Source organism: Nocardia sp. CDC159, from assembly GCF_023740735.1.
Lineage (GTDB): Bacteria > Actinomycetota > Actinomycetes > Mycobacteriales > Mycobacteriaceae > Nocardia > Nocardia pulmonis.
The window spans coordinates 1-19,551 of record NZ_JAMRXH010000034.1; the positions used below are offsets into that span (position 1 = coordinate 1).

At 65.7% G+C, this 19,551-nt stretch carries 21 protein-coding genes and 1 pseudogene; 10 read left to right on the forward strand and 12 right to left on the reverse strand.

Annotated features, from left to right (window positions below):
- The first annotated feature begins 298 nt into the window (after window positions 1-298).
- Window positions 299-718, forward strand: a complete 420-nt coding sequence (locus NDR87_RS36545) for a hypothetical protein (RefSeq protein ID WP_251918834.1) — start codon at window positions 299-301, stop codon at window positions 716-718.
- A 606-nt stretch (window positions 719-1,324) separates the two neighbouring features.
- Window positions 1,325-1,675: a hypothetical protein gene (locus NDR87_RS36550; protein ID WP_251918833.1), complete on the forward strand. Its 351-nt coding sequence runs from the start codon at window positions 1,325-1,327 to the stop codon at window positions 1,673-1,675.
- Window positions 1,676-1,754: 79 nt separating this feature from the next.
- Here NDR87_RS36550 and NDR87_RS36555 read toward each other — a convergent pair whose 3' ends face one another.
- The 8 genes and pseudogenes from NDR87_RS36555 to NDR87_RS36590 all read right to left on the reverse strand — a co-directional run bounded on the left by NDR87_RS36555 (window position 1,755) and on the right by NDR87_RS36590 (window position 8,082).
- Window positions 1,755-1,958 carry a cold-shock protein gene (locus NDR87_RS36555; protein ID WP_251918832.1) on the reverse strand — a complete coding sequence of 68 codons (204 nt, stop codon included), beginning with the start codon at window positions 1,956-1,958 and terminating at the stop codon, window positions 1,755-1,757.
- 206 nt (window positions 1,959-2,164) lie between these two features.
- Window positions 2,165-2,518 carry a MerR family transcriptional regulator gene (locus NDR87_RS36560; protein ID WP_372494406.1) on the reverse strand — a complete coding sequence of 118 codons (354 nt, stop codon included), beginning with the start codon at window positions 2,516-2,518 and terminating at the stop codon, window positions 2,165-2,167.
- Window positions 2,519-2,830: 312 nt separating this feature from the next.
- Window positions 2,831-3,799, reverse strand: a complete 969-nt coding sequence (locus NDR87_RS36565) for a YihY/virulence factor BrkB family protein (protein WP_251918831.1) — start codon at window positions 3,797-3,799, stop codon at window positions 2,831-2,833.
- Window positions 3,800-4,213: 414 nt separating this feature from the next.
- Entirely contained in the window at window positions 4,214-5,422 is a 1,209-nt protein-coding gene (locus NDR87_RS36570) for a TerC family protein (protein WP_251918830.1), read from the reverse strand.
- A gap of 102 nt (window positions 5,423-5,524) precedes the next feature.
- Window positions 5,525-5,772: pseudogene (locus NDR87_RS36575) on the reverse strand (acyl-CoA desaturase); the annotation flags it as partial.
- Between the two features lie 150 nt (window positions 5,773-5,922).
- Window positions 5,923-6,582 (reverse strand): DUF5994 family protein, encoded by a 660-nt coding sequence (locus tag NDR87_RS36580; protein WP_251918829.1) that lies wholly within the window; start codon window positions 6,580-6,582, stop codon window positions 5,923-5,925.
- Between the two features lie 3 nt (window positions 6,583-6,585).
- The gene (locus tag NDR87_RS36585) at window positions 6,586-7,824 is read right to left on the reverse strand and encodes a fatty acid desaturase (protein WP_251918828.1); all 1,239 of its coding nucleotides are present in this window, start codon (window positions 7,822-7,824) and stop codon (window positions 6,586-6,588) included.
- A gap of 93 nt (window positions 7,825-7,917) precedes the next feature.
- Complete coding sequence (locus tag NDR87_RS36590) at window positions 7,918-8,082, reverse strand: hypothetical protein (RefSeq protein ID WP_251918827.1); 165 nt, start codon at window positions 8,080-8,082, stop codon at window positions 7,918-7,920.
- Between the two features lie 161 nt (window positions 8,083-8,243).
- On the opposite strand from NDR87_RS36590, the gene NDR87_RS36595 reads away from it, so the two are divergent.
- A complete protein-coding gene (locus NDR87_RS36595) occupies window positions 8,244-8,987 on the forward strand; it encodes a TetR/AcrR family transcriptional regulator C-terminal domain-containing protein (RefSeq protein ID WP_251918825.1) in 744 nt (247 codons plus the stop codon).
- On the forward strand, window positions 8,984-9,493 hold the full coding sequence (locus tag NDR87_RS36600; protein ID WP_286014487.1) for a DUF5994 family protein: 510 nt from the start codon (window positions 8,984-8,986) through the stop codon (window positions 9,491-9,493). Before NDR87_RS36595 ends, NDR87_RS36600 begins: the two co-directional genes overlap by 4 nt.
- Window positions 9,494-9,495: 2 nt before the next feature.
- On the opposite strand, the gene NDR87_RS36605 is transcribed toward NDR87_RS36600, so the two are convergent.
- Window positions 9,496-10,239, reverse strand: a complete 744-nt coding sequence (locus tag NDR87_RS36605) for a TetR/AcrR family transcriptional regulator C-terminal domain-containing protein (RefSeq protein WP_251918821.1) — start codon at window positions 10,237-10,239, stop codon at window positions 9,496-9,498.
- Between the two features lie 233 nt (window positions 10,240-10,472).
- Here NDR87_RS36605 and NDR87_RS36610 point away from each other — a divergent pair, with 233 nt between their 5' ends.
- From NDR87_RS36610 to NDR87_RS36630, 5 genes are all read left to right on the forward strand, one after another.
- Window positions 10,473-10,880, forward strand: a complete 408-nt coding sequence (locus NDR87_RS36610) for a DUF5994 family protein (protein ID WP_251918819.1) — start codon at window positions 10,473-10,475, stop codon at window positions 10,878-10,880.
- Between the two features lie 310 nt (window positions 10,881-11,190).
- Entirely contained in the window at window positions 11,191-11,928 is a 738-nt protein-coding gene (locus NDR87_RS36615) for a GAF and ANTAR domain-containing protein (RefSeq protein WP_251918817.1), read from the forward strand.
- Window positions 11,929-11,932: 4 nt separating this feature from the next.
- Window positions 11,933-12,268: a hypothetical protein gene (locus tag NDR87_RS36620; RefSeq protein WP_251918815.1), complete on the forward strand. Its 336-nt coding sequence runs from the start codon at window positions 11,933-11,935 to the stop codon at window positions 12,266-12,268.
- Between the two features lie 1,760 nt (window positions 12,269-14,028).
- Window positions 14,029-14,685: an SRPBCC family protein gene (locus NDR87_RS36625; protein WP_251918812.1), complete on the forward strand. Its 657-nt coding sequence runs from the start codon at window positions 14,029-14,031 to the stop codon at window positions 14,683-14,685.
- Window positions 14,685-15,083: a helix-turn-helix transcriptional regulator gene (locus NDR87_RS36630; RefSeq protein WP_251918810.1), complete on the forward strand. Its 399-nt coding sequence runs from the start codon at window positions 14,685-14,687 to the stop codon at window positions 15,081-15,083. The genes NDR87_RS36625 and NDR87_RS36630 overlap by 1 nt, the downstream gene beginning before the upstream one ends.
- 292 nt (window positions 15,084-15,375) lie before the next feature.
- On the opposite strand, the gene NDR87_RS36635 is transcribed toward NDR87_RS36630, so the two are convergent.
- Entirely contained in the window at window positions 15,376-16,605 is a 1,230-nt protein-coding gene (locus NDR87_RS36635) for an alpha/beta fold hydrolase (RefSeq protein ID WP_251918809.1), read from the reverse strand.
- 526 nt (window positions 16,606-17,131) lie between these two features.
- On the opposite strand from NDR87_RS36635, the gene NDR87_RS36640 reads away from it, so the two are divergent.
- Window positions 17,132-17,536 carry a four-helix bundle copper-binding protein gene (locus NDR87_RS36640; RefSeq protein WP_251918807.1) on the forward strand — a complete coding sequence of 135 codons (405 nt, stop codon included), beginning with the start codon at window positions 17,132-17,134 and terminating at the stop codon, window positions 17,534-17,536.
- 103 nt (window positions 17,537-17,639) lie between these two features.
- Here NDR87_RS36640 and NDR87_RS36645 read toward each other — a convergent pair whose 3' ends face one another.
- The gene (locus tag NDR87_RS36645) at window positions 17,640-19,100 is read right to left on the reverse strand and encodes a SulP family inorganic anion transporter (RefSeq protein WP_251918806.1); all 1,461 of its coding nucleotides are present in this window, start codon (window positions 19,098-19,100) and stop codon (window positions 17,640-17,642) included.
- 270 nt (window positions 19,101-19,370) lie between these two features.
- Window positions 19,371-19,551 (reverse strand): hypothetical protein (locus NDR87_RS36650; protein ID WP_251918804.1); only part of this gene is annotated, 181 nt, incomplete at its 5' end.

The window sequence follows — 19,551 nt, forward strand, 5'->3', positions numbered from 1 at the left end:
ATCGCCCTGGTGGGGCTCGTCCTCGCGCACGGTCGTCCTCGGATTCTCGGCCGCGGTCTCCTCGGTGACATACCGGCCGGTCTCGGCGGAGCGATAGCTTTTCTCGGCCACGGCGTCCTCCTCGAACCCGCGCACGGCTCCCGCGTTCGGTGTCCGACTCGCTGGCGGGTGCTGCAAGCCGCACTCTTCGAACCGGGAACGCTTAGGAGATCGGATCGCCAAAGCTGTAGGTCTACGGTGTTGACATTAGGTGGCGGTCGGCGTGTACTGGAAGAACCAATAGATCCGAGGGATCATCATGATCGTCATCATCGGGCTCGTTATTCTCGTCGCCGCAGTACTCATCGGCGTCACAGGTGTCTTCGCCAACAGTGGCGGCAACCACGTATTGACCGACAACTTCGCGGTGTTCGGCTATCACGTCACCGGCTCCACCGGCGTGCTGTTCCTCTACGGCATCGTCGTCGGCGGCGTCGGGATTGCCGGACTGGGCTTGCTGCTGGCCGGTGCCCGCCGCACCGCTCGGCGCGGCCGCGATGCTCGCCGGGAACTCGAGGCCACCCGCCACAGCACCCCCACCTACTACAGCCACACCGGCACCACCGAGGTCGCCCCTGAGGCACCCGGTGTTGTGGCCGGGCAGGAAGCCGGTACCGGGCCCGCACCTCGTCGACGCGGCCTGGACAGGCTGTTCGGACACACCCCGGCCGCTCGCTGACGCTGACGTTTTCACGCGGCGACCGTTGTCGATATCCACGCCCGCATCGCAATCCACCCAGGAGCTGTCATGCTCGTCCTCACCGTTTTGTTCGCTGGAATCGCGATCGGAGCCGTCGTCGCGGTCGCACTCACCCGTCGCTCCGGTGGTTCAGCGCGGCGGCTGCTGCGCCGATCTCATCGTGCGGAAACCGCGCTCAGCCGTGACCGCGCCGAGCACGCCGGCGGCTCGCGTCATATCCGCACCCACCCGAGTTGGCGAGATCGACTCGAGTAGGCCTCCACTCAAAAAGGCATCCTGCGAGCCGGAAAGGGCTCGCATATCAACAACTGTACGCATCTGACCGTGCGTCGTCTCGAAAACGTTGTCCAGCAGAACGATCGGGGCGCGATCGACCGACAAGCGCGGCGGATGCCGGGGAACTCGTTGCTGCGGGGCAAAGGACCAAGCCGTCGAAACCGGTTAAATCGGGCGAATGCCTCGCGATGGGGATTCCGGTATCGCTATTGCTGGCCGCGAAGCGCAGTGCGGTGACCGCGATCGACTTTCCATGTGCGGGTCGGTTCGTTCCGCCCGTTGTCGGTGGGGATGTCGGAAGGAGTTGCGATGCCGCAGGGTGACTCGCCGGAGTTGGCTGCGCTGGATCGCGTGGCGCGGTATCGGTCCCTGCTGCTGCGATTGGATCCGGGTGGCCCTATATATGCGGATGTGGTGAGCGCGAAGTTGGTCGCGGTGGTGGAGGCGTTGATGCTGGGTGTCGACGAGGAGTTGGCCGAGGTGCGCTGTGCGGCTGCGGAATTCGCTGCCGATGGCGCCGAGTTCGTCGCGGAGCTGCGTTCGGCGGTCGGGCAGGGCCAGATCGCGCTGCCGCCGGTGCGAGTTCAAAACGGCAGCGGGGGCTGGGCGGGCGTGGCGCGGTCTGGGGCGGTGGCTGCGGGTCGGTGTAGCCTTCCGTAGCGGCGTGGTCGGTGCCGTTTTTTGGCTGCTGAAAGCACGAAACCCGCGCTATGGGCGCGGGTTTCGGGGTGGTGAGCTCTCAGATCGCGCGGACGCTCTGGGCCTGCGGGCCCTTCTGGCTCTGGCCGATCTCGAACTCGACGCGCTGGCCCTCGTCGAGGGTCTTGTAGCCGGAGCTGGAGATCTCGGAGTAGTGGACGAACACGTCAGGGCCGCCACCGTCTTGCGCGATGAATCCGAAGCCCTTTTCGCCGATGAACCACTTCACGGTACCTTGCGACATATTTTTTCTTTGTTACTTCCTGTAGTGAGCCGGGCGATCACTGCAACAACCCGTGCCCACTGGACAGCATGCCACGTTTCGGGCCGCCGCCCCGCAATCGTGCCACAGCACACGCCGGGCTGCCTTGCTACCGGACCGGTCGGATTATCCAGCTCGTGGCTGGCCCTCCGGTCTGTGGTGGTTTGCCGCGAGGCACCGGTGTCGTGTCAGTCTTGTTGGCGGAGTTGGGCGTTGGTTTCGAGGGCTTCGGACAGTTGGTCTTCGAGGGTGATGATTCGGCAGGCCGCTTCGAGGGGTGTGCCGTGGTCGACCAGTTCGCGGGCGCGGGCGGCCAGGCGGAGCTGGCGGCGGGAGTAGCGGCGGTGCCCACCGGCCGAGCGTTGCGGGGTGATCAGTTTCGCGTCGTCGAGGCTGCGCAGGAACGCCGGGGTGGTGCCCAGCATGTCCGCGGCCCGCCCCATGGTGTAGGCGGGGTAGTCGTCGTCGAACTTCTCGTTCGTGCTGGCAGGGTCGGGAATGTTCAACCTCCAAACGCCGAAGGCCCCGGTGCCGTACGGCACCGGGGCATCGAAGGGGAATTACTACCATCATCCGACATGTAACCGGAACGTCGGCGATCACCCGCATCGCACATGTTCTCGGGTGATCCGACAGGCAACTCCTCCCTTCTCCTCACGGGTTACTTCATCTTTCCGTGAAATTTCACCTTGCGTACTCGACGGCCCGGGACCGCCGAACGGTTCAGCGCGCGGGCCATCGTCCTGCCAACCACGGGTAGGGGAGGCGTCGGTGTGCCCGACCGGTTCCACGCGGCCGCTCCGCCCGCTACCGCCCGCCTCAGGCGCGTGCCCGGCCACGACGTGCGGGGGAGTTCATCGTTCGGGGGCCTGGTCGAAGGTAACGGTGATGTCTTCGAAATCTTTGTTGCGCTGGGCCTGGGCTTGATCGGTGTAGGTGCGCCGATCGCCAGTGGTGAGGTTGACGTTCTCGGTGAACGGTGTCAGCAGGGCACGAGGATAGAGCCTGTCGACCCTGACTACATTGATCTCGGCGCACAGCACGACCGCGAACGAAGCGAGGTAGAGAAAGCCGAGGAGCCCGAGGACCACGGCGAATACACCGTTGGTGTTGGAGGCATGGCTTACCACCCGGCCCACATAGAGGGAGCCGAACTGCTGCAGCAGCTGCCAGGCGAGGGCGGCGGCGACCGCACCGGGCGCGACCTGCCGCCAGCGCAGCGGTCTCACGGTGGCCCACTTGAACGCGATCGTGAACACTCCCGCGTTGAACACAACCGACACCGCCGACAGCAGCCAGGCGAATCCGAAACCGATATGCCACGCGGCGACGATCCGCGACACCACGGTCAATCCCAGCATCAGCGGACCGAGAGTGATCAGTCCCATCAGCCCTCGCACCCGGACCGTAATGGGGTCGGGTCGTCGATTGACGGGCACGGCCCAGGCGACGTTCATCGCGTTCTGCACGGCCACCGAGACGCCGAGACCACCGAACACCGCAGCGCCGATTCCAACGGTCACGCCCACGGTGCCGCCGCTGAGCCGCTCCGGGTGGCCGAGTTGGTCACCGATCACCGGGAACTGGCTGACGGCCGATTCGAGGATGCGCTGCTGAAGATGGGGCTGTGCTTTGAGGATCACGCTGAGCACGGTCGTCAGAATCAGCAGCAGCGGAAACAACGACACGAACGCGTAGTAGGTGATCAAGGCAGCAAGGTATCCGCCCTGATCGTCGACGAACTTGTAGACCACCGCCAGCGGAAATCCCAACCCGCGGTGGCGCTGCTGCCACCTGTCGACCTGGGCGATCAATCCGGCCATTCATCCCTCGCGATTCAGCGTGCCGATGGCTATCTCCGATCGTCTCAGGATCGACTGTCGCTCGGGATCTTTTCCCGCGGCCGGGAACCAAGCCAGGATCGTGCGCCACCGCCCGGCCACGCGACCGGCGAAAGATGCCTACCACCGAGGGGTATCGGTAGCGGGCCGAGACAGGTTGCCGGTGTCGGCGGGGTGAGTCGCGCTAGCGGTGTTCGGTGTCGGCGGGGTGGGGGGAGAGATCGGACGGGTCGGCGGCGATCCGTTGCTGGTCACCGACAAGGTCGCGGTGAAAACCTGTGACGCCCCCAAGCGGAACATGATCCCCATGACCGAAACCGAGGCCTGACCGGGCCCTGTTCCTCGGAGGCCGTGGTGAGCGTGCGGCATGGTCGATCAGTGCCCCGCGCGCCGCCTCTAGGGTTTCTGCGACCACGTCCTCCGCACATCCGCCTGGACCGCATCGTGCTCGGTATGGGCCCGGTTGAGCAGCGCCATGAGTTGTTGCTGGTCGCGGATCCGGGCGCGGTAGTTCTCCGGTAGCGTTTTGATCTGCGCTTCCTCGGCGAGCAGGTGGTCGAAGATGTCCTCGCGGATGGCGGGGTCGGTTTCCACGTCGAGGTAGGCGATCGCGTGGCGCCGGGCCGCGGACACGGCGTTTTGGGCCTTGCCCTTGGTGCTGATCAGCGAGGCGATGACGGTGACGGCCAGCGCACCGAGGATCACACTCAACGACAGGCCGGTGCTGATCTCGACGACCGGTACCGGGCGGCCGGCATTGATGAACGGCAAATTGTTCTCGTGCAACGCGTGCAGAACGAGTTTCACCCCGATGAAGCCGAGGATGGCTGCCAGACCGTAGGTCAGGTAGACCAGGCGATCGAGCAGGCCGTCGATGAGGAAGTACAGCTGGCGCAGACCCAGCAAAGAAAACACGGTGGCCGTGACCACCAGGTACACGTTCTGGGTCAGGCCGAAGATGGCTGGGATGGAGTCCAGCGCGAACATGAGGTCTGTTCCGCCGATGGCCACCATGACCAGCAGCATCGGAGTCATCACCCGCGCGCCGTCGCGCACCGTGAACAGCTTGTCGCCGTCGTAGCGGTCCGAGGTGCGGAACAACCGTTTGGCCAGACGGATCGGCAGATTGTCCGCGGAATGATTTTCCGACGCTTCGGGTTTGAGCAGATTGCCCGCGGTGACCAGCAGGACCAAGCCGAACAGGTAGAACACCCAGGCGAAGGAGTTGATCAACGCGGCGCCCAGCAGGATGAAGCCGGTCCGGGCGAGCAGCGAGAAGACGATGCCGAACAGCAGTACCTTCTGCTGGTCTGCTCGGGGAACCTTGAAACTGGTCATGATGATGAGGAACACGAACAGGTTGTCCACCGACAACGCCTTCTCCGTCACGTACCCCGCGAAGTATTCGGCGCCCATCGTGGTACCGCCGACCATCCACACACCAACCCCGAAAACCACCGCGATCCCCATATAGACAGCCGACCACAGGGCCGCCTCGCGCAAGGTGGGAACGTGGGCCTTCCGGACGTGAAAGAAGAAGTCGAACAGCAGCAGGCCCACGACCCCCACAACCGTCAACCCCCAGACCACGGCGGGCACATCCATCCCAAGCTCCCGTCTCGGCGTACTCAGGCGCGTACTGATCCCTCGGATCTGGTTGGTACTTCCAGTACACGCCGACTGTCACTCGGTGGCAACACTGTAGGTCTACAACGGTGGAAGTGAGATCACACCCTCGGTACTGCAAGCGCGCGCAGTGCCGAGCGTAGACCTGCCGCCTGGCGACGCAATCTGCGTCGCTTGTCCGATGGTGCTGCGGCCGTTGAATTTCCGTTCCGAGGCGGTCTCGGGTGCGTCATCGGAGGTGGCGGTCAGCAAGCTGTCCGGCAGGGCCGGTTTGTGATGGTCCGCAGTGTCAACAGGTATTGGCGGAGCAGCAGGCCGGTCGTGCCGGGCGCCGAGAGGAGGTCAAAGCAAGCCGACCACCTCATGCAATTCGGCCGCGGGATTCGCCGTTCGCGGCCAGACGCGCCATCGATCCGGAGACTGTGTTTCGCTCGCGCGATCAGCAACGTGGCGGTCGACGTCGCGTCGCCGGACACGGCTCAGCAGTCGTCCCCGATCCGGTTCTTCGTGGCGGTGCGATCGGCTGGAATCGGGAGGGGCGACGTCCGAAGCGGCGTGCGGTATTTCCACTGTTGCACTGCGGTGGCTCTGTCGGTGCGGGCGGTGCGTTCTCGCATGCCGACCATCAAAAGGTCGTCGACGGTTGCTTCGTTGTCCGCGCCGGATGCGGAGGCCATGGCCGTGAACGCGTGATGCGCGTCGGTGTAGGGCGGAACAACCAGCAGAACCAATCGGTGATTTCTCGCACCCAGTACTTCGATCGTGTGCACAGTTCCGCCACGGTAGCCGTCCAGTCGCACCGCCCGCCCGGCGAATGCGAGCACGCCAGGCGTATCCGGCCACTCGTCGAGGCGATACGTCACGCGATGTATGGCGCCCACACGGGTCTCCAGGATCGGGAGCAGAGCCGGAAGTTCGGCTGCGAGATCGTCGGCGTAGGGCCACCACGCACCATCGACGTATCCGGTTTTCAACCCGCTGGCTTTCAGTAATACGCGTGGTGTGCGATCTGCGGGCGGTCCATTCGGCTCGGTGTCGCTTCGGTTCTCTCGTCGCTTCATCGTCGACGTTCCTGCCTCGGCCGCGAATCGGCCGGATTCATTCGAATCGGCCGACGATACAACCTCGAGTGGTTGCATGCGTTATGTCGCCGATAATTTCATTGTAGCCGCTCGCGCTGCTGCCGCGCGGAGTGCCGTTCGCAACCCGTGCCGTCCGGACCAGCGCGCGACGGTGACGGCGGCAATTGTGTCGGAGCCGAGGAATTTTCGCTCCGAGGCTGTCTCGGGGGCATCGTCGGATGTGGCTGTCAGGAAGCGGTCCGGCAGGGCGAGTTTGTGGATGGTGCGCATGACCAGAAGGTATTGGCGCAGTAGCGATCCGCTCGTGTACGGCAGATCGTATTTGTCGCACAGGGCGCGCACCCGTACGGCGATTTCGGCATAGCGATTGCTGGGCAGATCGGGAAACAGATGGTGTTCGATCTGGTAGCAGAGGTTGCCGCTCAGGAAGGCCAGCACCGGTCCGGCATCGAAGTTCGCGGTGCCCAGCATCTGTCGCAGATACCATTCGGCCTTGGTCTCACGCTCGACCGCCGCGGCGGTGAACTTCTCCGCGCCGTCGGGAAAATGGCCGCAGAAGATCACCAGATAGGCCCAGACATTGCGCAGCATGTTCGCCGTGAGATTCGCCGTCAGTGTGCGGCGCCAACGCCGGCCGCTCAGCACGGGGAACAGTAGGTAATCCTTACCGGCCTGTCGGGCGACCTTTCGTATGAGGGCCTTGGCCTGCACGATCTTCTCTGGCCTGGTCGTGGCGCGGGCGCGTTCGGCGTCGAGGCCGTGAATGGCTATTCCCCATTCGAAGGTGGCTGCCAGCACCAGGTTCTGCAGCGGTTGCAGTGCCATGTACGGCCGCCAGCGCTGGTCGCGGGTCACGCGCATCACGCCGAAGCCGATGTCGTCGTCCATGCCGAGGACGTTGGTGAACACGTGATGGCGATAGTTGTGCGAATATCGCCACTGCGATGACAAACCCGCCATATCCCATTCCCATGTGCCGGAATGGATTTCGGGGTCGTTCATCCAATCCCATTGGCCGTGGCCGACGTTGTGGCCGATCTCCATGTTCTCCACGCTCTTCGCTACCGCCAGCCCGACAGCGCCCAAAATCCATCCTGTTCTGTTGCGACTCAACGCGATTGTGAGCCGCGCCGCGACGTCGAGGGCGCGTTGGAACGCGATTGTGCGGCGGATGTAGTTCGCGTCCCGGGTTCCGCGCCGATCCTCGATGTCGCGGCGGATCAGGTCGAGCTCGCGCCCGAGCGCCTCGATGTCAGCCTCGGTCAGATGCGCGTAGGCAGCAACATCGGTGATAGCCATGGTTTTCCTCGAGTTCTTCTGAAGCTGTGTCGCGGACAGATCGATAAGCGAGTGCCCCGGGGGCGACGCCCGGTACGTGCCAAGGACGGCGGGTCAGCGCTTGAACACCCCTCTGAGCTTCTGCTCGACTCGCCCGAAGCCGCTCCGGGTTCGGTACTCGTGTCCGCGTGTTGTACCGCCAGCGCTGGCGCTGTCGAGGAGCTTCGCCACATGCGCCTTCACGGCTTGGAGCTGGTGCAGGATCTTGTTCTCGGTCATCGGATCATCCTGTCCCGGATGCGTGATTCGACCGCGGCCGACCGGATCGGCCGACCGTTCGACGCATGAACCGGTTACCTCCTCAGCCTAGGCCCTGTCGCATCGTATGTCTACAGCGTAGGCTTACAGCGTTGACTTACCACGAAAGGGCGTCCGAAGCGATGAACGACTCCAGAGCCGGACCGTCCGGGGACTCGAATCGTGGCTGTGACGACCACCCCCGGCACAGCCCTCTCACCCGGGCCGCCATACTGGCCGCCGCGCTCGAGATCATCGACGGCGACAGCGTCGATCAGCTGTCGATGCGTCGCCTCGGTGAGGCACTCGGACGCGACCCGATGGTGCTCTATCGCCGCACCGTCAACAAGGCCGCGCTTCTCGACGGCGTCACCGAGATCGTGCTCGAGCAACTGAGCGTCGACAGCGGCGACCCGGACTGGCGCCATCAATTGCGCGTGGTCGCGCGCAACTTCCGCCGTCTGGCCATGGCCCACCCGAATGTGGTTCCGCTACTGGTCAATCGCCCACTCGACACCCCGCTCGGACTGCGACCATTGGGCACCCTGCGACCGCTGGAACGCATATTGGAGCTACTCATCCGGGCCGACTTCGCCGCCGCCGACGCCCTGCACATCTACCGCGCCCTGTTCGGATTCCTTTACGGGCACGTCCTCAACGAACTGCGGGAGGTCATCGAACGCCCCGAGGAAACCGATGACGTGCTGCGGCTCGGATTCCAACGCCTGCCGCCCAAGGAATTCCCCCTGCTCCGCGGCTTGGCCTCGGAGTTGGCCGCCTACAACGGGGCCGCCGAGCTCGAACTGGGCCTCGACATCTTGCTCGCAGGTCTCACCACCACCATCACCCCGGCCGCCCCGCGACCGAGACAGGAGCGTCGACCATGACGCCGCAACCGAACCGATTCGCTCCTTCGACCGCATCCGGGCCGCGGCTTCGACTCACGCCCCGAGTGCCCGACACCGCCGCGGTCGACGGGGCATGGTGGCCGCGCAGCAACGAGCTCACGACCGAACTGCCGGACATGCTGGAGGTCCTGGCTCCCCGGCTCGGCCCGATCCATCGGGTGATCTACCATCTCGACGACTGGCCTGGTGCCCCAAGGCAATTCGCCGCCGCGGGGCGGCGGGTACGACTGGATGGCTACCGGTACGCGCCGGCTCACGCCATCGACATCGTCGACATCGGTGGAACCAGGATCGCCCTGATGGTCATCCCCGCGCAGACCAGCCCCGACTCCGCGCACGCCGCCATGACGAGCGCCGCCGACCCGAGTACCACATCCACCGTCGGCGACCTTCTGGCGGTCATCGTGCGATACGACACCGACAACACCGAAACCGCCGCGGCACAACAGCGTTGGGATTCCGAAGGCGGAGGACCGGCGCGCTGAGATCACCGGCGGCGCAGGCCATCGTCGCCGGACAGGTTCGCCGCCAGGCCGGTCAGCAGAATATCGAGGCCACGTTCGAGCTCGGCTTCGCCGTCGTAGGCGGCCAGCACCGGCGCCAATCCCCGCAGTAGCGGAAACTCGCCGATGGGCAGCCGATACAGCCCCAGTCGCAGTAGATCGTCGGTTTCCTCGGGATTCTCGACGATCTCCTGCAACTCGTTGAGAACATGTCCGAACAGGAACCCGAACAGTGCCCGATAGACATGTAGCGCATCGGCACCGGAGAACCCCGCCCGCGTCAGCAACGCAAGCATGTCTTCCAGCGGCCGCAACACCGCCCGTGACCGCAGTCCCAGCGGCGTCGCCAGCGGTCGGGTCACCAGCAAGGGCACCACCTTCGGATGCGCCAGCGCCAGCTGGCGGAAATCCCTTGCCACCAGACGCAATTGGGACATCCAGTCCGAGTCCGTAGCATCAACCGACAACTGCGCGAACACGACCTCGGCCACACCGTCGAGCACCGCGGCCTTGTTCGGCACATGCCGATAGATAACCATCGGATCCCGCCCCACCGCATCGGCCAGCCGTCGCATCGACAAACCGTCGACCCCGTCTCGATCGACGATCTCGAGCGCCGCGGCCAGCACCGCCGTCCGAGTCACCGGACTGCGTCTGCCGCCCTCGGCCGAGCGGCCGGAAGTGGTTCCGGACGGAAAGGATTTGCGGTCGATCGGCGGTTCGGCCATCACGGGACCAGACTCCGTTCTTGCGAGGAACGACTACGGCGTCCCATAGTGTAGACCTACATCGTTGACAGCGGGGTCAGCGGAGCGTCTACTGGAGGTACGAACACACATCCGGGGCACCGCGACCGGCGTGGCTCGAATTTCGCCGCCGAACAGGAAGTACCCATATGGCGCCACTGCAGATTCACCGCCGTTCCACACGACACCGCGTTCCGCCCGACTACACGCCGCGATTGCGGTTGAAGCCGAAGGTCGACACCGACGGCTACCTCGACGGCGCCTGGTGGCCTCGGTCCGGCAAACTCGTCGCCGAACTGCCGGACCTGTTGACGGTCTTGACGGTTCGGCTGGGTCCCATCCAGCGCGTCGTCTACGACCACACAAGCTGGACCCGCGCACCCCGGAAGCTCACCGTCGGCGACCGCGCGGTGCGACTCGACGCCTACCCGTTCGAACTCGGCAACACGATGTACGTCTACGGCGGCAACGGCAACATGATCGTGCTGCGCGTCATCGCATCGACCACCGACCACGCCACCGCGCACGCCGCCCTGATGACGATGGTCAGCCGAGACCGAGAGACAATCCCTCCCGAGGCAGGTGGAGGGCCGGGCCGAACCCGCGACCTTCCCACCCTGTGATCCCGGGCGAAAGAGTCGACAGGCCATCGCTTCTCGCGACCAGGCTGACAGTCCCACGTGGGTGTCCTGGCAAAATCAAGGCACCCGACCTACCCGTAGGATCTCGAGGATCGACCGGCATTGTCCAAGGGTCTTCACCGATATCGCGGGCGTGGGCACCGTTTGACCGCAGCGGATTCGGGTGTGCATCCTACGATTACGAGTCCGGGATGCGCCCCGGTCTTCATGTCCGCGGCATCGGGCGAATGCGCTGTGCAGCCTGTGTTTTGGGCCCGCGCTGGTTCGCACCGCCGGGTCAGGAAGTGCAGGGATGAACGAGCACAGCATACGAAGGCCCCCTTCCGACGAGCTGGCGGCGGCCTATGCCGCGGCCTCGGGGCTGCTGCTGTCGGAACATACGGTGTCGGCCGCGTTGGCGGTGATCTCCTCCCTGGCGGTGGATGTGCTGCCACCGAGCTGCGGGGCCGGGATCAGCCTGCTCGACGATCGGGGCTGCCGAACGACCTCGGCGGCCACCGATCCGATCGTGGAACGCGCCGACCTGGTGCAGTACGAGCTCGGCGAAGGCCCGTGCCTGTCGGCGTGGGCCGATCATGTGCTGATCCGCATCGATAACCTGGGCCGCGAACAGCGCTGGCCGCAGTGGGTTCCGCGCGCGGTCGACCTCGGCTTGGCCGCCAGCCTGTCGGCGCCTGTCCTGGCGGCGGGGCAGTGCCTGGGGGCGATCAAGGTGTATTCCCAACGCCCGCACGCCTACGGCGCGACCGGGGAGAGCCTGCTGCGCCGATTCGCCGAGCAGACCTCGATATTGCTGGTGCACATGCACACCGCGCAGACTGCCCAGCGCCTCAGCGCCGACCTGCAGCACGCGCTGCAAACCCGGGACACGATCGCCGTCGCCCGCGGCATCCTCGTCGCCCGCCATCGTATCGATCCCGACCACGCTTACCGGCGATTGATCGATCTGTCCGAACGCGAACACCTCTCCCTGCGGCAGATCGCTCAGCGCATCGTCGACTCGTCGGCCCGCCCGGCGGAGCAGCAGTGAGATCATGCCGCAGCCCGGAACCGATCCGTATCAGCTCCAGCTGATCGACGCCTACCACGCCACCCGCATGCAGACCGAGCACTTGTGGCTGCGGTACTTCGCGATCGGCGGCACCGCGGGCCTGCTCGAAATCGACGGCTACCTCAACGGACTCACGACCCTGGCACCACTGCAACACGACATCCTGGCCTGCGCCATCAACGAACGCCTCGACGAGATAACCCCGCCCCGGGCCCCCTACCACCCGAGCATCCCCGCTGGTGCCGACTTACCCGCCGCGCCACGCCAATCACCCGAACCGGGACAGGAACCCGACAGCACGGATCGCAGTCCCTCGTGACCGGGGGGTGTTTGTACTCGATCTGCAAGGCCACCAGCGGCGACCACCCACGTCGGTCGGCGAGGGTCCGCATGCGTGAGATCTGCCAGGCCGGGGTGTCGCAAATCGCGGCGTTGCCGTCCGGTATGTCCTATCGGCGCCTGGCTGGGCGCCGTCACCGACGCACACACGCTCGTGTGGCTGGCCGGACTGATGTTCTCGGGCGCCGCTGTACCGATCCTGCTCTCCCCGGTCCCGCGCACCCGCCGCTTCGCCTAAGTGTTGCGGGAGACCGCAACGACATTCAGGTGAGTGGGTGGCCGCGGCGTCGGTAGTGGGGGAGACGGGCTTGGTATCGGTGGCGCCATCGCCATTCCTACCAGGCCCAGGCGTGATCGGCGTGATGGTGGTGGGCGAGGACGAGTGCGACGAGTAGTCGGTGGATCTCCGGTAGAGTCAGCGCGATCATGTGTGCGGGCAGTCGATCGGCTACAGCGCGAAACGGTTCGACCCGGACGGGTTCACGCCGATCACTTCCATCCGGTCAACACGCACCCGCATCTGGCGTTCGAACCGGCCAACCTCGGGCCGAGTCGTTTGCACTGCAATCGCTCTCGTAGCAATGCAGAGCCTGCTCCGGCGGGTGCGTGGGTGCGGTCGGAGTTCTGACCGCTACCGGGGTTGGCCGGTCATAACCGGCGGCCGAGGACGCCGCCGAGGCCGGAGACGACCTCGATGGGTAGCCACGGCGCACCGCTGTACAACTCCATGCTTGAACCTCACCTCCATCAGGGGACTTCGGCGTGGTCGGGTCGAGCGACCACTGGCCAACAGGCGCGGACGGCCACGGCCGCGCGGACAGCGAATCGAACTCGTTGCGGCACAGCCCCTCTGACCCGCATCGAGCCGAAGAACTATTCGCAGCGGTAGTGCAGACGGATTGGTCTGGATCCGAAATTTCGGACAGCCCGGTCGGCCACAATGCCCGGACCCGGACGCGGCGATGTGCGCGCGAGCTCTCCAAGAACCCTCTCTGACAGAGGCATGCGATACGTGAGTGGCCCGGCGACGGGAATCTGGTTCGCGGCGCTGCCGCCCGCGGACCAGAGGACCTGTGCCGGCGATCCCCGCCGGGGCGATATCGACGCCATCGCCGCCTCGCCGAAAAAGCAAAAATCAGATACACGCACGGTAAGGACGCGCCAGCTCGGAGGTAAACCCCTGCAGCTCTGTGTGATCCGGCTGATTGACGCTGGGCCAAGCTGCCAGCTCTCGGGCACCTCGGTGCAGCCGTGCGGAACGCCGGCAGGCCAACGCGCAGAGATCAACTCGACCTCAGCAACGCACGAAAATGCCGAATACCGACTGTTTCAGCGTGCCAGCTCTCAACGGAATCACATCGGGAGGCGCATGGTTCGGGCTGCGGAGCGCCGCAGCCCGAACCGATCTAGCGGTCGATGATGACCTCGCCCGCGGCCGCGCGGCGGATCTGCTCGATCGGGAAACTCGCCGCGAAAGCCACCCGAAGTCGTCCGGCCGAGAGCAAGCGTGCCAACTCGTCCACCGCGCCGGTAGCGGGGTTGTGGCGTTGGCCGACGACGCGCCGTCGACTTGCGCGGCGATGAGGCTGGTTCAGCCAGACGCTGAGTTCCCTGGCGACGTTCGCTGGCTCAGCTCGGTGCAGGTCGATGGCGGCGGCGACACCGCCGGGTGCGAGTGCACACGGACCACTCCTTCGAGTGTGCAATAATATAAGGCATAACTTATACAAGGAGGATGTCATGCCCTTGCTGTCTGATCCCACGGCTCTGGCCGGTCTCGTGACTCGGGAGGTGCGCACCGGTTCTCGGGATGGTGTGCCGACGAGGGTCGCGGTTGCTCGGCGCGGTTATCCCACTGATCAGGCCGATCTGTGGGACGCGCTGACTGATATCGAGCGGATCCCGCGCTGGTTTCTGCCGATCAGCGGTTCGCTGGAAGTCGGTGGGCGTTATCAGCTCGAGGGCAATGCGCACGGGGTGATCGAGCGCTGTGAGGCGCCGAAAGGGTTTGCTGTCACCTGGGAGATGGGCGATCAGGTCTCCTGGCTGGAGGTTGTGCTCAGCCCGGCCGGGGACGGCACGCAGTTGACCCTGATGCATGAAGCGCCGATCGACCCCGAGATGTGGAAGCGGTTCGGGCCGGGGGCGGTCGGCGTCGGGTGGGATCTCGCCCTCGCCGGTCTCGGCATGTATCTGGCGAGTGGAGAATCGGTGGATCCGGCCGTGGCGCTCACGTTGCACACCACGCCCGACGGTATCGAGTTCATTCGTGCCGCCGCGACCGCCTGGGGCGAGGCCGCGATTGCCGATGGCGATGATGCGACCAATGCCCGGGCGGCGACCGAGCAGACCTTCACCTTCTATACCGCCGAGCCCGGGGATGGCCACGAATCCTGATGAGTGCCAACACTGCCCACATCTTCGAGGCCCTGGGCGACCCGATCCGCCGCTCGATCCTCGAACTCGTGGCAACCGGCGAACAATCCGCTGGCGCTATCGTACAAACGGTTCGTGACCGTACTTCGATCTCCCAGCCCGGCGTCTCGCAGCATCTCAAAGCGTTGCGAGCGGCCGGATTGGTGCGCGTTCGGGCCGAGGGCACGCGTCGCTTCTACGCCCTTGATCCCGACGGTGTCGGTGCGGCACTGGCGTGGCTCACCACCCTCGTGGACCCATTGCATCAGCTGGCCAACCCGCTCGACGCCCTCGAAACAGAGATCGCTCGCGGGAAGCGGGCCCGTCGCGCGGCCGGGCCGACCGGGCAGCCCTCCTACGGCAGTGCCCAGCACGGCTGACCGCTCGCCCACGCCGCCTGGTCAGCAGCCATGGTGACGACTCGGCGCGTCCGAAAATGCCGCTCGTCCAGAGGTCAAGGTAGCGAGATCGACTGCGCCGCAGAACGTCCGGTATTGCCTGCGGCTTCAGGTGCTCGATGGTTCGGGTGGTGCACCCGGTCGGCGGGTGATGCCGAGTCGAGTGCACCGGCTGCGGCTGAGGATTTCAGGCCGGGGATGAGGCGGGGGACCGGGGTGTCGGTGAGGGGAGCCTTGCGGGAATCAGAGTTTCTCAGGGTTCGCTCACGACCCGTCAGACCCGGCCGCGGACGAGGTCGATCAACCGCCCGAGCACGTGATCGCCCGACGCGCGCAGGCCGTTGTGCTCGTACTCGTTGGTGATCCACGGCCGCAGCGTCGGAATCAACCGCGCGGTCTCCTCGGAAAACGTCCGCTCGACGTACATGTCGTTGGCGTAGATCGCGGCCGCCGCCGGGACCGTGCACTCGCGCAGCACGTCGGCGTCATACAGTCGCGGCCACTCGTGGGCGGCGAGCAGCTCGGCGGTCTGCTTCATCGGCCGCAGACCGTGGACGTCGTCGAAGAGCCAGGGGAACACGTGCTCTCCGGTGAACAGCGTCCGGTCGGTGCGGAACTCGTCCGGCAGCACGCGCTCGGCGGACCAGCGAGTGGCGAATCCGTCGGAGTAGGACGACTCGTGGATCACCGAGTACAGCGGATTGCGCGCGGTGAACGGCAGCGAGTTGGCGACGTCGTGCGCGAAGGCGGGGGAGGTCGGGTCGCGTTCGAGCAGGTAGTGCAGCGCCTCCTCGCCGCCGCTGGCACCGAGGACATACCCGAGCTGCTGGAACAGCCGCGCGGTGAGCGGACTGCCGTCGGGCAGGACGACGGCCCCGTCGTCGAGCATCGGCAGCAGCGCCTCGACCCGGCCGCGATCACCCGGATAGCGGAGGTAATACTGGCGGTTGCGCTCGATCAGGTTGGCGAACGTCGCGGTGTAGACCTCGTCGGGATGCCGCGCGATCGGCGGCAGCCCGCCGGTGAAGAAGGCCTCGGCCAGGCCTTCGGGAGCGTGGGAAAGGTAGGCGAGCGTGCAGAACCCGCCGAACGACTGCCCGAGCACGCTCCACTTCTCCACGCCCAGCTGCCGCCGCACGAACTCCGCGTCGCGGACGATCGCGTCGGCACGGAAGTGGGTGAGGTATTCGGCCTGCTCGGCCGGAGTGCCGGACAACGCGCCGACCGGCGTGGACCGTCCGGTGCCGCGCTGGTCGAGCATCAGCACCCGGTACTCCCGCAACGCCCGCGGCAGCCAGCTCGGCGCCCCGCGTGACGGCCGCGGCGCCTCGTGCCCGGGTCCGCCTTGGAGGTAGACGAGAAACGGCCTGTCGAGCCCGTCCGGATCGGCGATCTCCCGAGCGAAGACGGTGATCTTCGGGCCGTCCGGGCGGGAATGGTCGAGGGGGACGGAGAACTCGTGCTCGGTGAGCACCAGGCCGGGGACGCACACGGTGGTTGCCATACGGGCGATTCAACCAGAACGGGCGCGCCGCCGTCTCGTTGCCGACCGCTTCGAATTGGGCGGTGCCAGATGGGGATTGGACGACACGGAAGCAATCCTGCACTTATGCGCCGTCATCGAAAACGACGACCTGGACCGATACTGGCAACTCCACCTCGAACACGAACACCAACGCGACGGTGGACGACGTTCCGCATCTGGCGAAGGCAGCGGGCGTGCGTCATATCGTCCTGCTCTCCGTTCGCTTTGGGCGGTGATCTTTTCGGCTTGGGCTGGGTTCATCGCGTCGACCAGTACCGCTGGGTCCACGCCGGCTTCGAGTGCGCGGCGGTGGCGTTGGAGTTTGGTCTCGCCCTCGTCGATTCGGGGACGGAGGAGTTGGCGGCGGATGTCGTTGTCGTCGTTGCCTTGCGCGGATACCAGCGCTTGGATCGTTCGCGCTCGATTGTGGTGCCGGGCGCGTTCGAAGCGTGCCTCGACGGGTACCGCAGTCGTGAAACGATCCCGACGAACACTAGGGGCTCTCATGACCAAGGCCATTGACATGCTCGACACCTATCCGGCCACACTGAGGATGGACAAGCAGATGCTGGGGCGCTGCATCGATGAATGCGTCACCTGCGCGCAGGCGTGTACCGCATGTGCGGATGCCTGTCTGAGTGAGGACGATGCGGCTGGGTTGGCGACATGTGTGCGACGCGATCTGGACTGTGCGGACATCTGCGAGGCCACCGGACGGGTGCTGTCGCGGCACACCGGTGACGATCCCGGCGTGATCGCCGCGGTGCTGCGGGCCTGCGCGGCCGCGTGTGCCGCCTGCGGCAGCGAATGTGAACGCCATGCCTCCCGCCACCGGCACTGCCAGGTGTGCGCCGAGGCCTGCCGACGGTGCGAAAACGCCTGCCGTGAGGTGCTGTCCGCCCTCGGCTGACCATCCGACATCGCGAGACCGCGTGCCGCCACACCGGCGGTGCCGCGCGGTCGCTTCGGCTTTCCTGCTGGTCGGGGTGCTGAGTCTCGCCCCCATCCTGACCCTATGTGGGCGTCACGATGGTTTTCAGCTTTTCGTGCTGGGCAGGGGTCGCGAGAGCGATCAGCCGCCGCTCGACGTGGGGCGGCACCTGTTCGAGTCCGACGTCCACGCCGGCCTTTTCCGAATGGTCGATGAAGGTCAGCAGGGCCTTCGCGCCGGACATGTCCATGTAATACACGTCTTTGAGGTTCAGCGACAGGGACGAATGACCGTTGCGCAACGAGGAGAACACGCGGTCGGCCGACAGGAACGACAGCGGGCCGCGGAGCCGGTAGGTCGCCGAGCCGTCTTCGGTGATCGAGACCTCGCGCTGCCGCGCCTGGACAGCGTGGACGATCAGGGCGAGGACAACGCCGACGGCGACCGCCACGGTGAGATCGACCAGGACGGTGATCGCCATCGTCGCGAACATCACCACGACATCGCCTCGCGGGGCGACGTGCGCCTTGCGTAGGGTCTCCCAGTCGAACATGCCGACCGCGGTCAGGATCAGGATTCCCGACAGTACCGCGAGCGGAATGTATTGCACGACACCGCCGAGACCGGCGACCAGGGTGAGCAGCACGACGCTGTGGGTGGCCGCCGACAGCGCCGTTCGGCCCCCGCTTCGGACGTTGACCACCGACCGGACGGTGGCACCGGCACCGGCCATGCCCCCGAACAGTCCGCTGGCGATGTTGCCCAGGCCCTGGCCGATCAGCTCCTTGTTGCTGCGGTGCCGCCCGCCGGTGATGTTGTCCATGATCACCGACGTCAGCAGCGAATCGACCGATCCCAGCAGCGCGATGCTCAACGCGGGCAACAGCAGCGTCACGATCAGCGACCCGCTGAGGTCCGGAATCTGAAGCGTGGGAATGGATTCCGGGATCCGGCCGATGTAGTCGATCGCGGTGTTCAGTGCCAGCGGCCCGACCCGGATGTCCTCGAGCAGCGTGCCGACGAACGGCAGTGCGATCGTAATCGCCACGAGCGCAACCAAACTCGCCGGAACTGCCTTGATCGCTCGTGCCGACGCGAGCATCAGCGCGATCGTGCTCGCCACGATCAGGAAGCTCTTCTGCACCTGATCGAGTTCGCCGAGAATGATGATCAGGGCGATCCCGCCCATGAACCCGGACACCACCGGGTGCGGAATGAACCGGATGAACGACCCGAGCCGACACAGCCCGAACAGGATCTGGAACGCTCCCGCCATGGCGAACGCGACGAAGGCCAGCTCGAGTCCATGAGCAGCGATTACACCGGTCGCGACGACGGTGATAGGGCCGGTGGGGCCGGTGACCTGGCCGGGAGTGCCGCCGAAGACCGCCGCGAAGAATCCGGTGAAGATCGCGCCGTACAGCCCGACGAGCGCGCCCTCGGAGGTGCCCGTCGCGGTGATGCCGAACGCGATCGCCAGCGGCAGCGCCACGATCGCCACGGTCAGACCCGAGAGCAATTCTTTTCCAATACGCTGCAGCATCGGCGGCACCTCGTCCCGTCGCCAATTCGAACCCGACCCGTCTCGGGCCGAGCTGCCGACCAGACTTCCCGGCACACCTTGACCGTAAAGATGCCGTAAAGAAGGCCTCGAAGCAAGGCCGAACGAGATTTTCCCCGATGCGGCATCGCCGCCTCCCCGGTAGCCGCCCAGCCTCGGACACCCCTACCCCTATTCCCGAACACCGTTCCGTCGCAGGAGAATTCGGCAGGGGCGCTGGTGCGGCCCGCCGATGTACCCGTACGGCCGGTGCTACGGAGCGGTCTCGGTGTCGAATCTCGGGAAGTCGCCCCAGAGCCGCCCGCGCGCTCGTAACATCGTCGTGACCAATCGGCAATAACCGGACATATCAGGCACGCGAGTATCTCCGGTGACGTCGATACCTCGATGGGAGTACTTGTTTTGACCGAGTTCCTCGATGCCGTCAACGGCT

Excerpts from the sequence above, each read along its gene's own strand:
- NDR87_RS36545 (WP_251918834.1), top strand. The coding sequence starts at position 299 with ATGATCGTCATCATCGGGCTCGTTATTCTCGTCGCCGCAGTACTCATC.
- NDR87_RS36550 (WP_251918833.1), top strand. The coding sequence starts at position 1,325 with ATGCCGCAGGGTGACTCGCCGGAGTTGGCTGCGCTGGATCGCGTGGCG.
- NDR87_RS36555 (WP_251918832.1), bottom strand. The coding sequence starts at position 1,958 with ATGTCGCAAGGTACCGTGAAGTGGTTCATCGGCGAAAAGGGCTTCGGA.
- NDR87_RS36565 (WP_251918831.1), bottom strand. The coding sequence starts at position 3,799 with ATGGCCGGATTGATCGCCCAGGTCGACAGGTGGCAGCAGCGCCACCGC.
- NDR87_RS36570 (WP_251918830.1), bottom strand. The coding sequence starts at position 5,422 with ATGGATGTGCCCGCCGTGGTCTGGGGGTTGACGGTTGTGGGGGTCGTG.
- NDR87_RS36580 (WP_251918829.1), bottom strand. The coding sequence starts at position 6,582 with ATGCAACCACTCGAGGTTGTATCGTCGGCCGATTCGAATGAATCCGGC.
- NDR87_RS36585 (WP_251918828.1), bottom strand. The coding sequence starts at position 7,824 with ATGGCTATCACCGATGTTGCTGCCTACGCGCATCTGACCGAGGCTGAC.
- NDR87_RS36590 (WP_251918827.1), bottom strand. The coding sequence starts at position 8,082 with ATGACCGAGAACAAGATCCTGCACCAGCTCCAAGCCGTGAAGGCGCAT.
- NDR87_RS36595 (WP_251918825.1), top strand. The coding sequence starts at position 8,244 with ATGAACGACTCCAGAGCCGGACCGTCCGGGGACTCGAATCGTGGCTGT.
- NDR87_RS36600 (WP_286014487.1), top strand. The coding sequence starts at position 8,984 with ATGACGCCGCAACCGAACCGATTCGCTCCTTCGACCGCATCCGGGCCG.
- NDR87_RS36605 (WP_251918821.1), bottom strand. The coding sequence starts at position 10,239 with ATGGCCGAACCGCCGATCGACCGCAAATCCTTTCCGTCCGGAACCACT.
- NDR87_RS36615 (WP_251918817.1), top strand. The coding sequence starts at position 11,191 with ATGAACGAGCACAGCATACGAAGGCCCCCTTCCGACGAGCTGGCGGCG.
- NDR87_RS36620 (WP_251918815.1), top strand. The coding sequence starts at position 11,933 with ATGCCGCAGCCCGGAACCGATCCGTATCAGCTCCAGCTGATCGACGCC.
- NDR87_RS36625 (WP_251918812.1), top strand. The coding sequence starts at position 14,029 with ATGCCCTTGCTGTCTGATCCCACGGCTCTGGCCGGTCTCGTGACTCGG.
- NDR87_RS36630 (WP_251918810.1), top strand. The coding sequence starts at position 14,685 with ATGAGTGCCAACACTGCCCACATCTTCGAGGCCCTGGGCGACCCGATC.
- NDR87_RS36635 (WP_251918809.1), bottom strand. The coding sequence starts at position 16,605 with ATGGCAACCACCGTGTGCGTCCCCGGCCTGGTGCTCACCGAGCACGAG.
- NDR87_RS36640 (WP_251918807.1), top strand. The coding sequence starts at position 17,132 with ATGACCAAGGCCATTGACATGCTCGACACCTATCCGGCCACACTGAGG.
- NDR87_RS36645 (WP_251918806.1), bottom strand. The coding sequence starts at position 19,100 with ATGCTGCAGCGTATTGGAAAAGAATTGCTCTCGGGTCTGACCGTGGCG.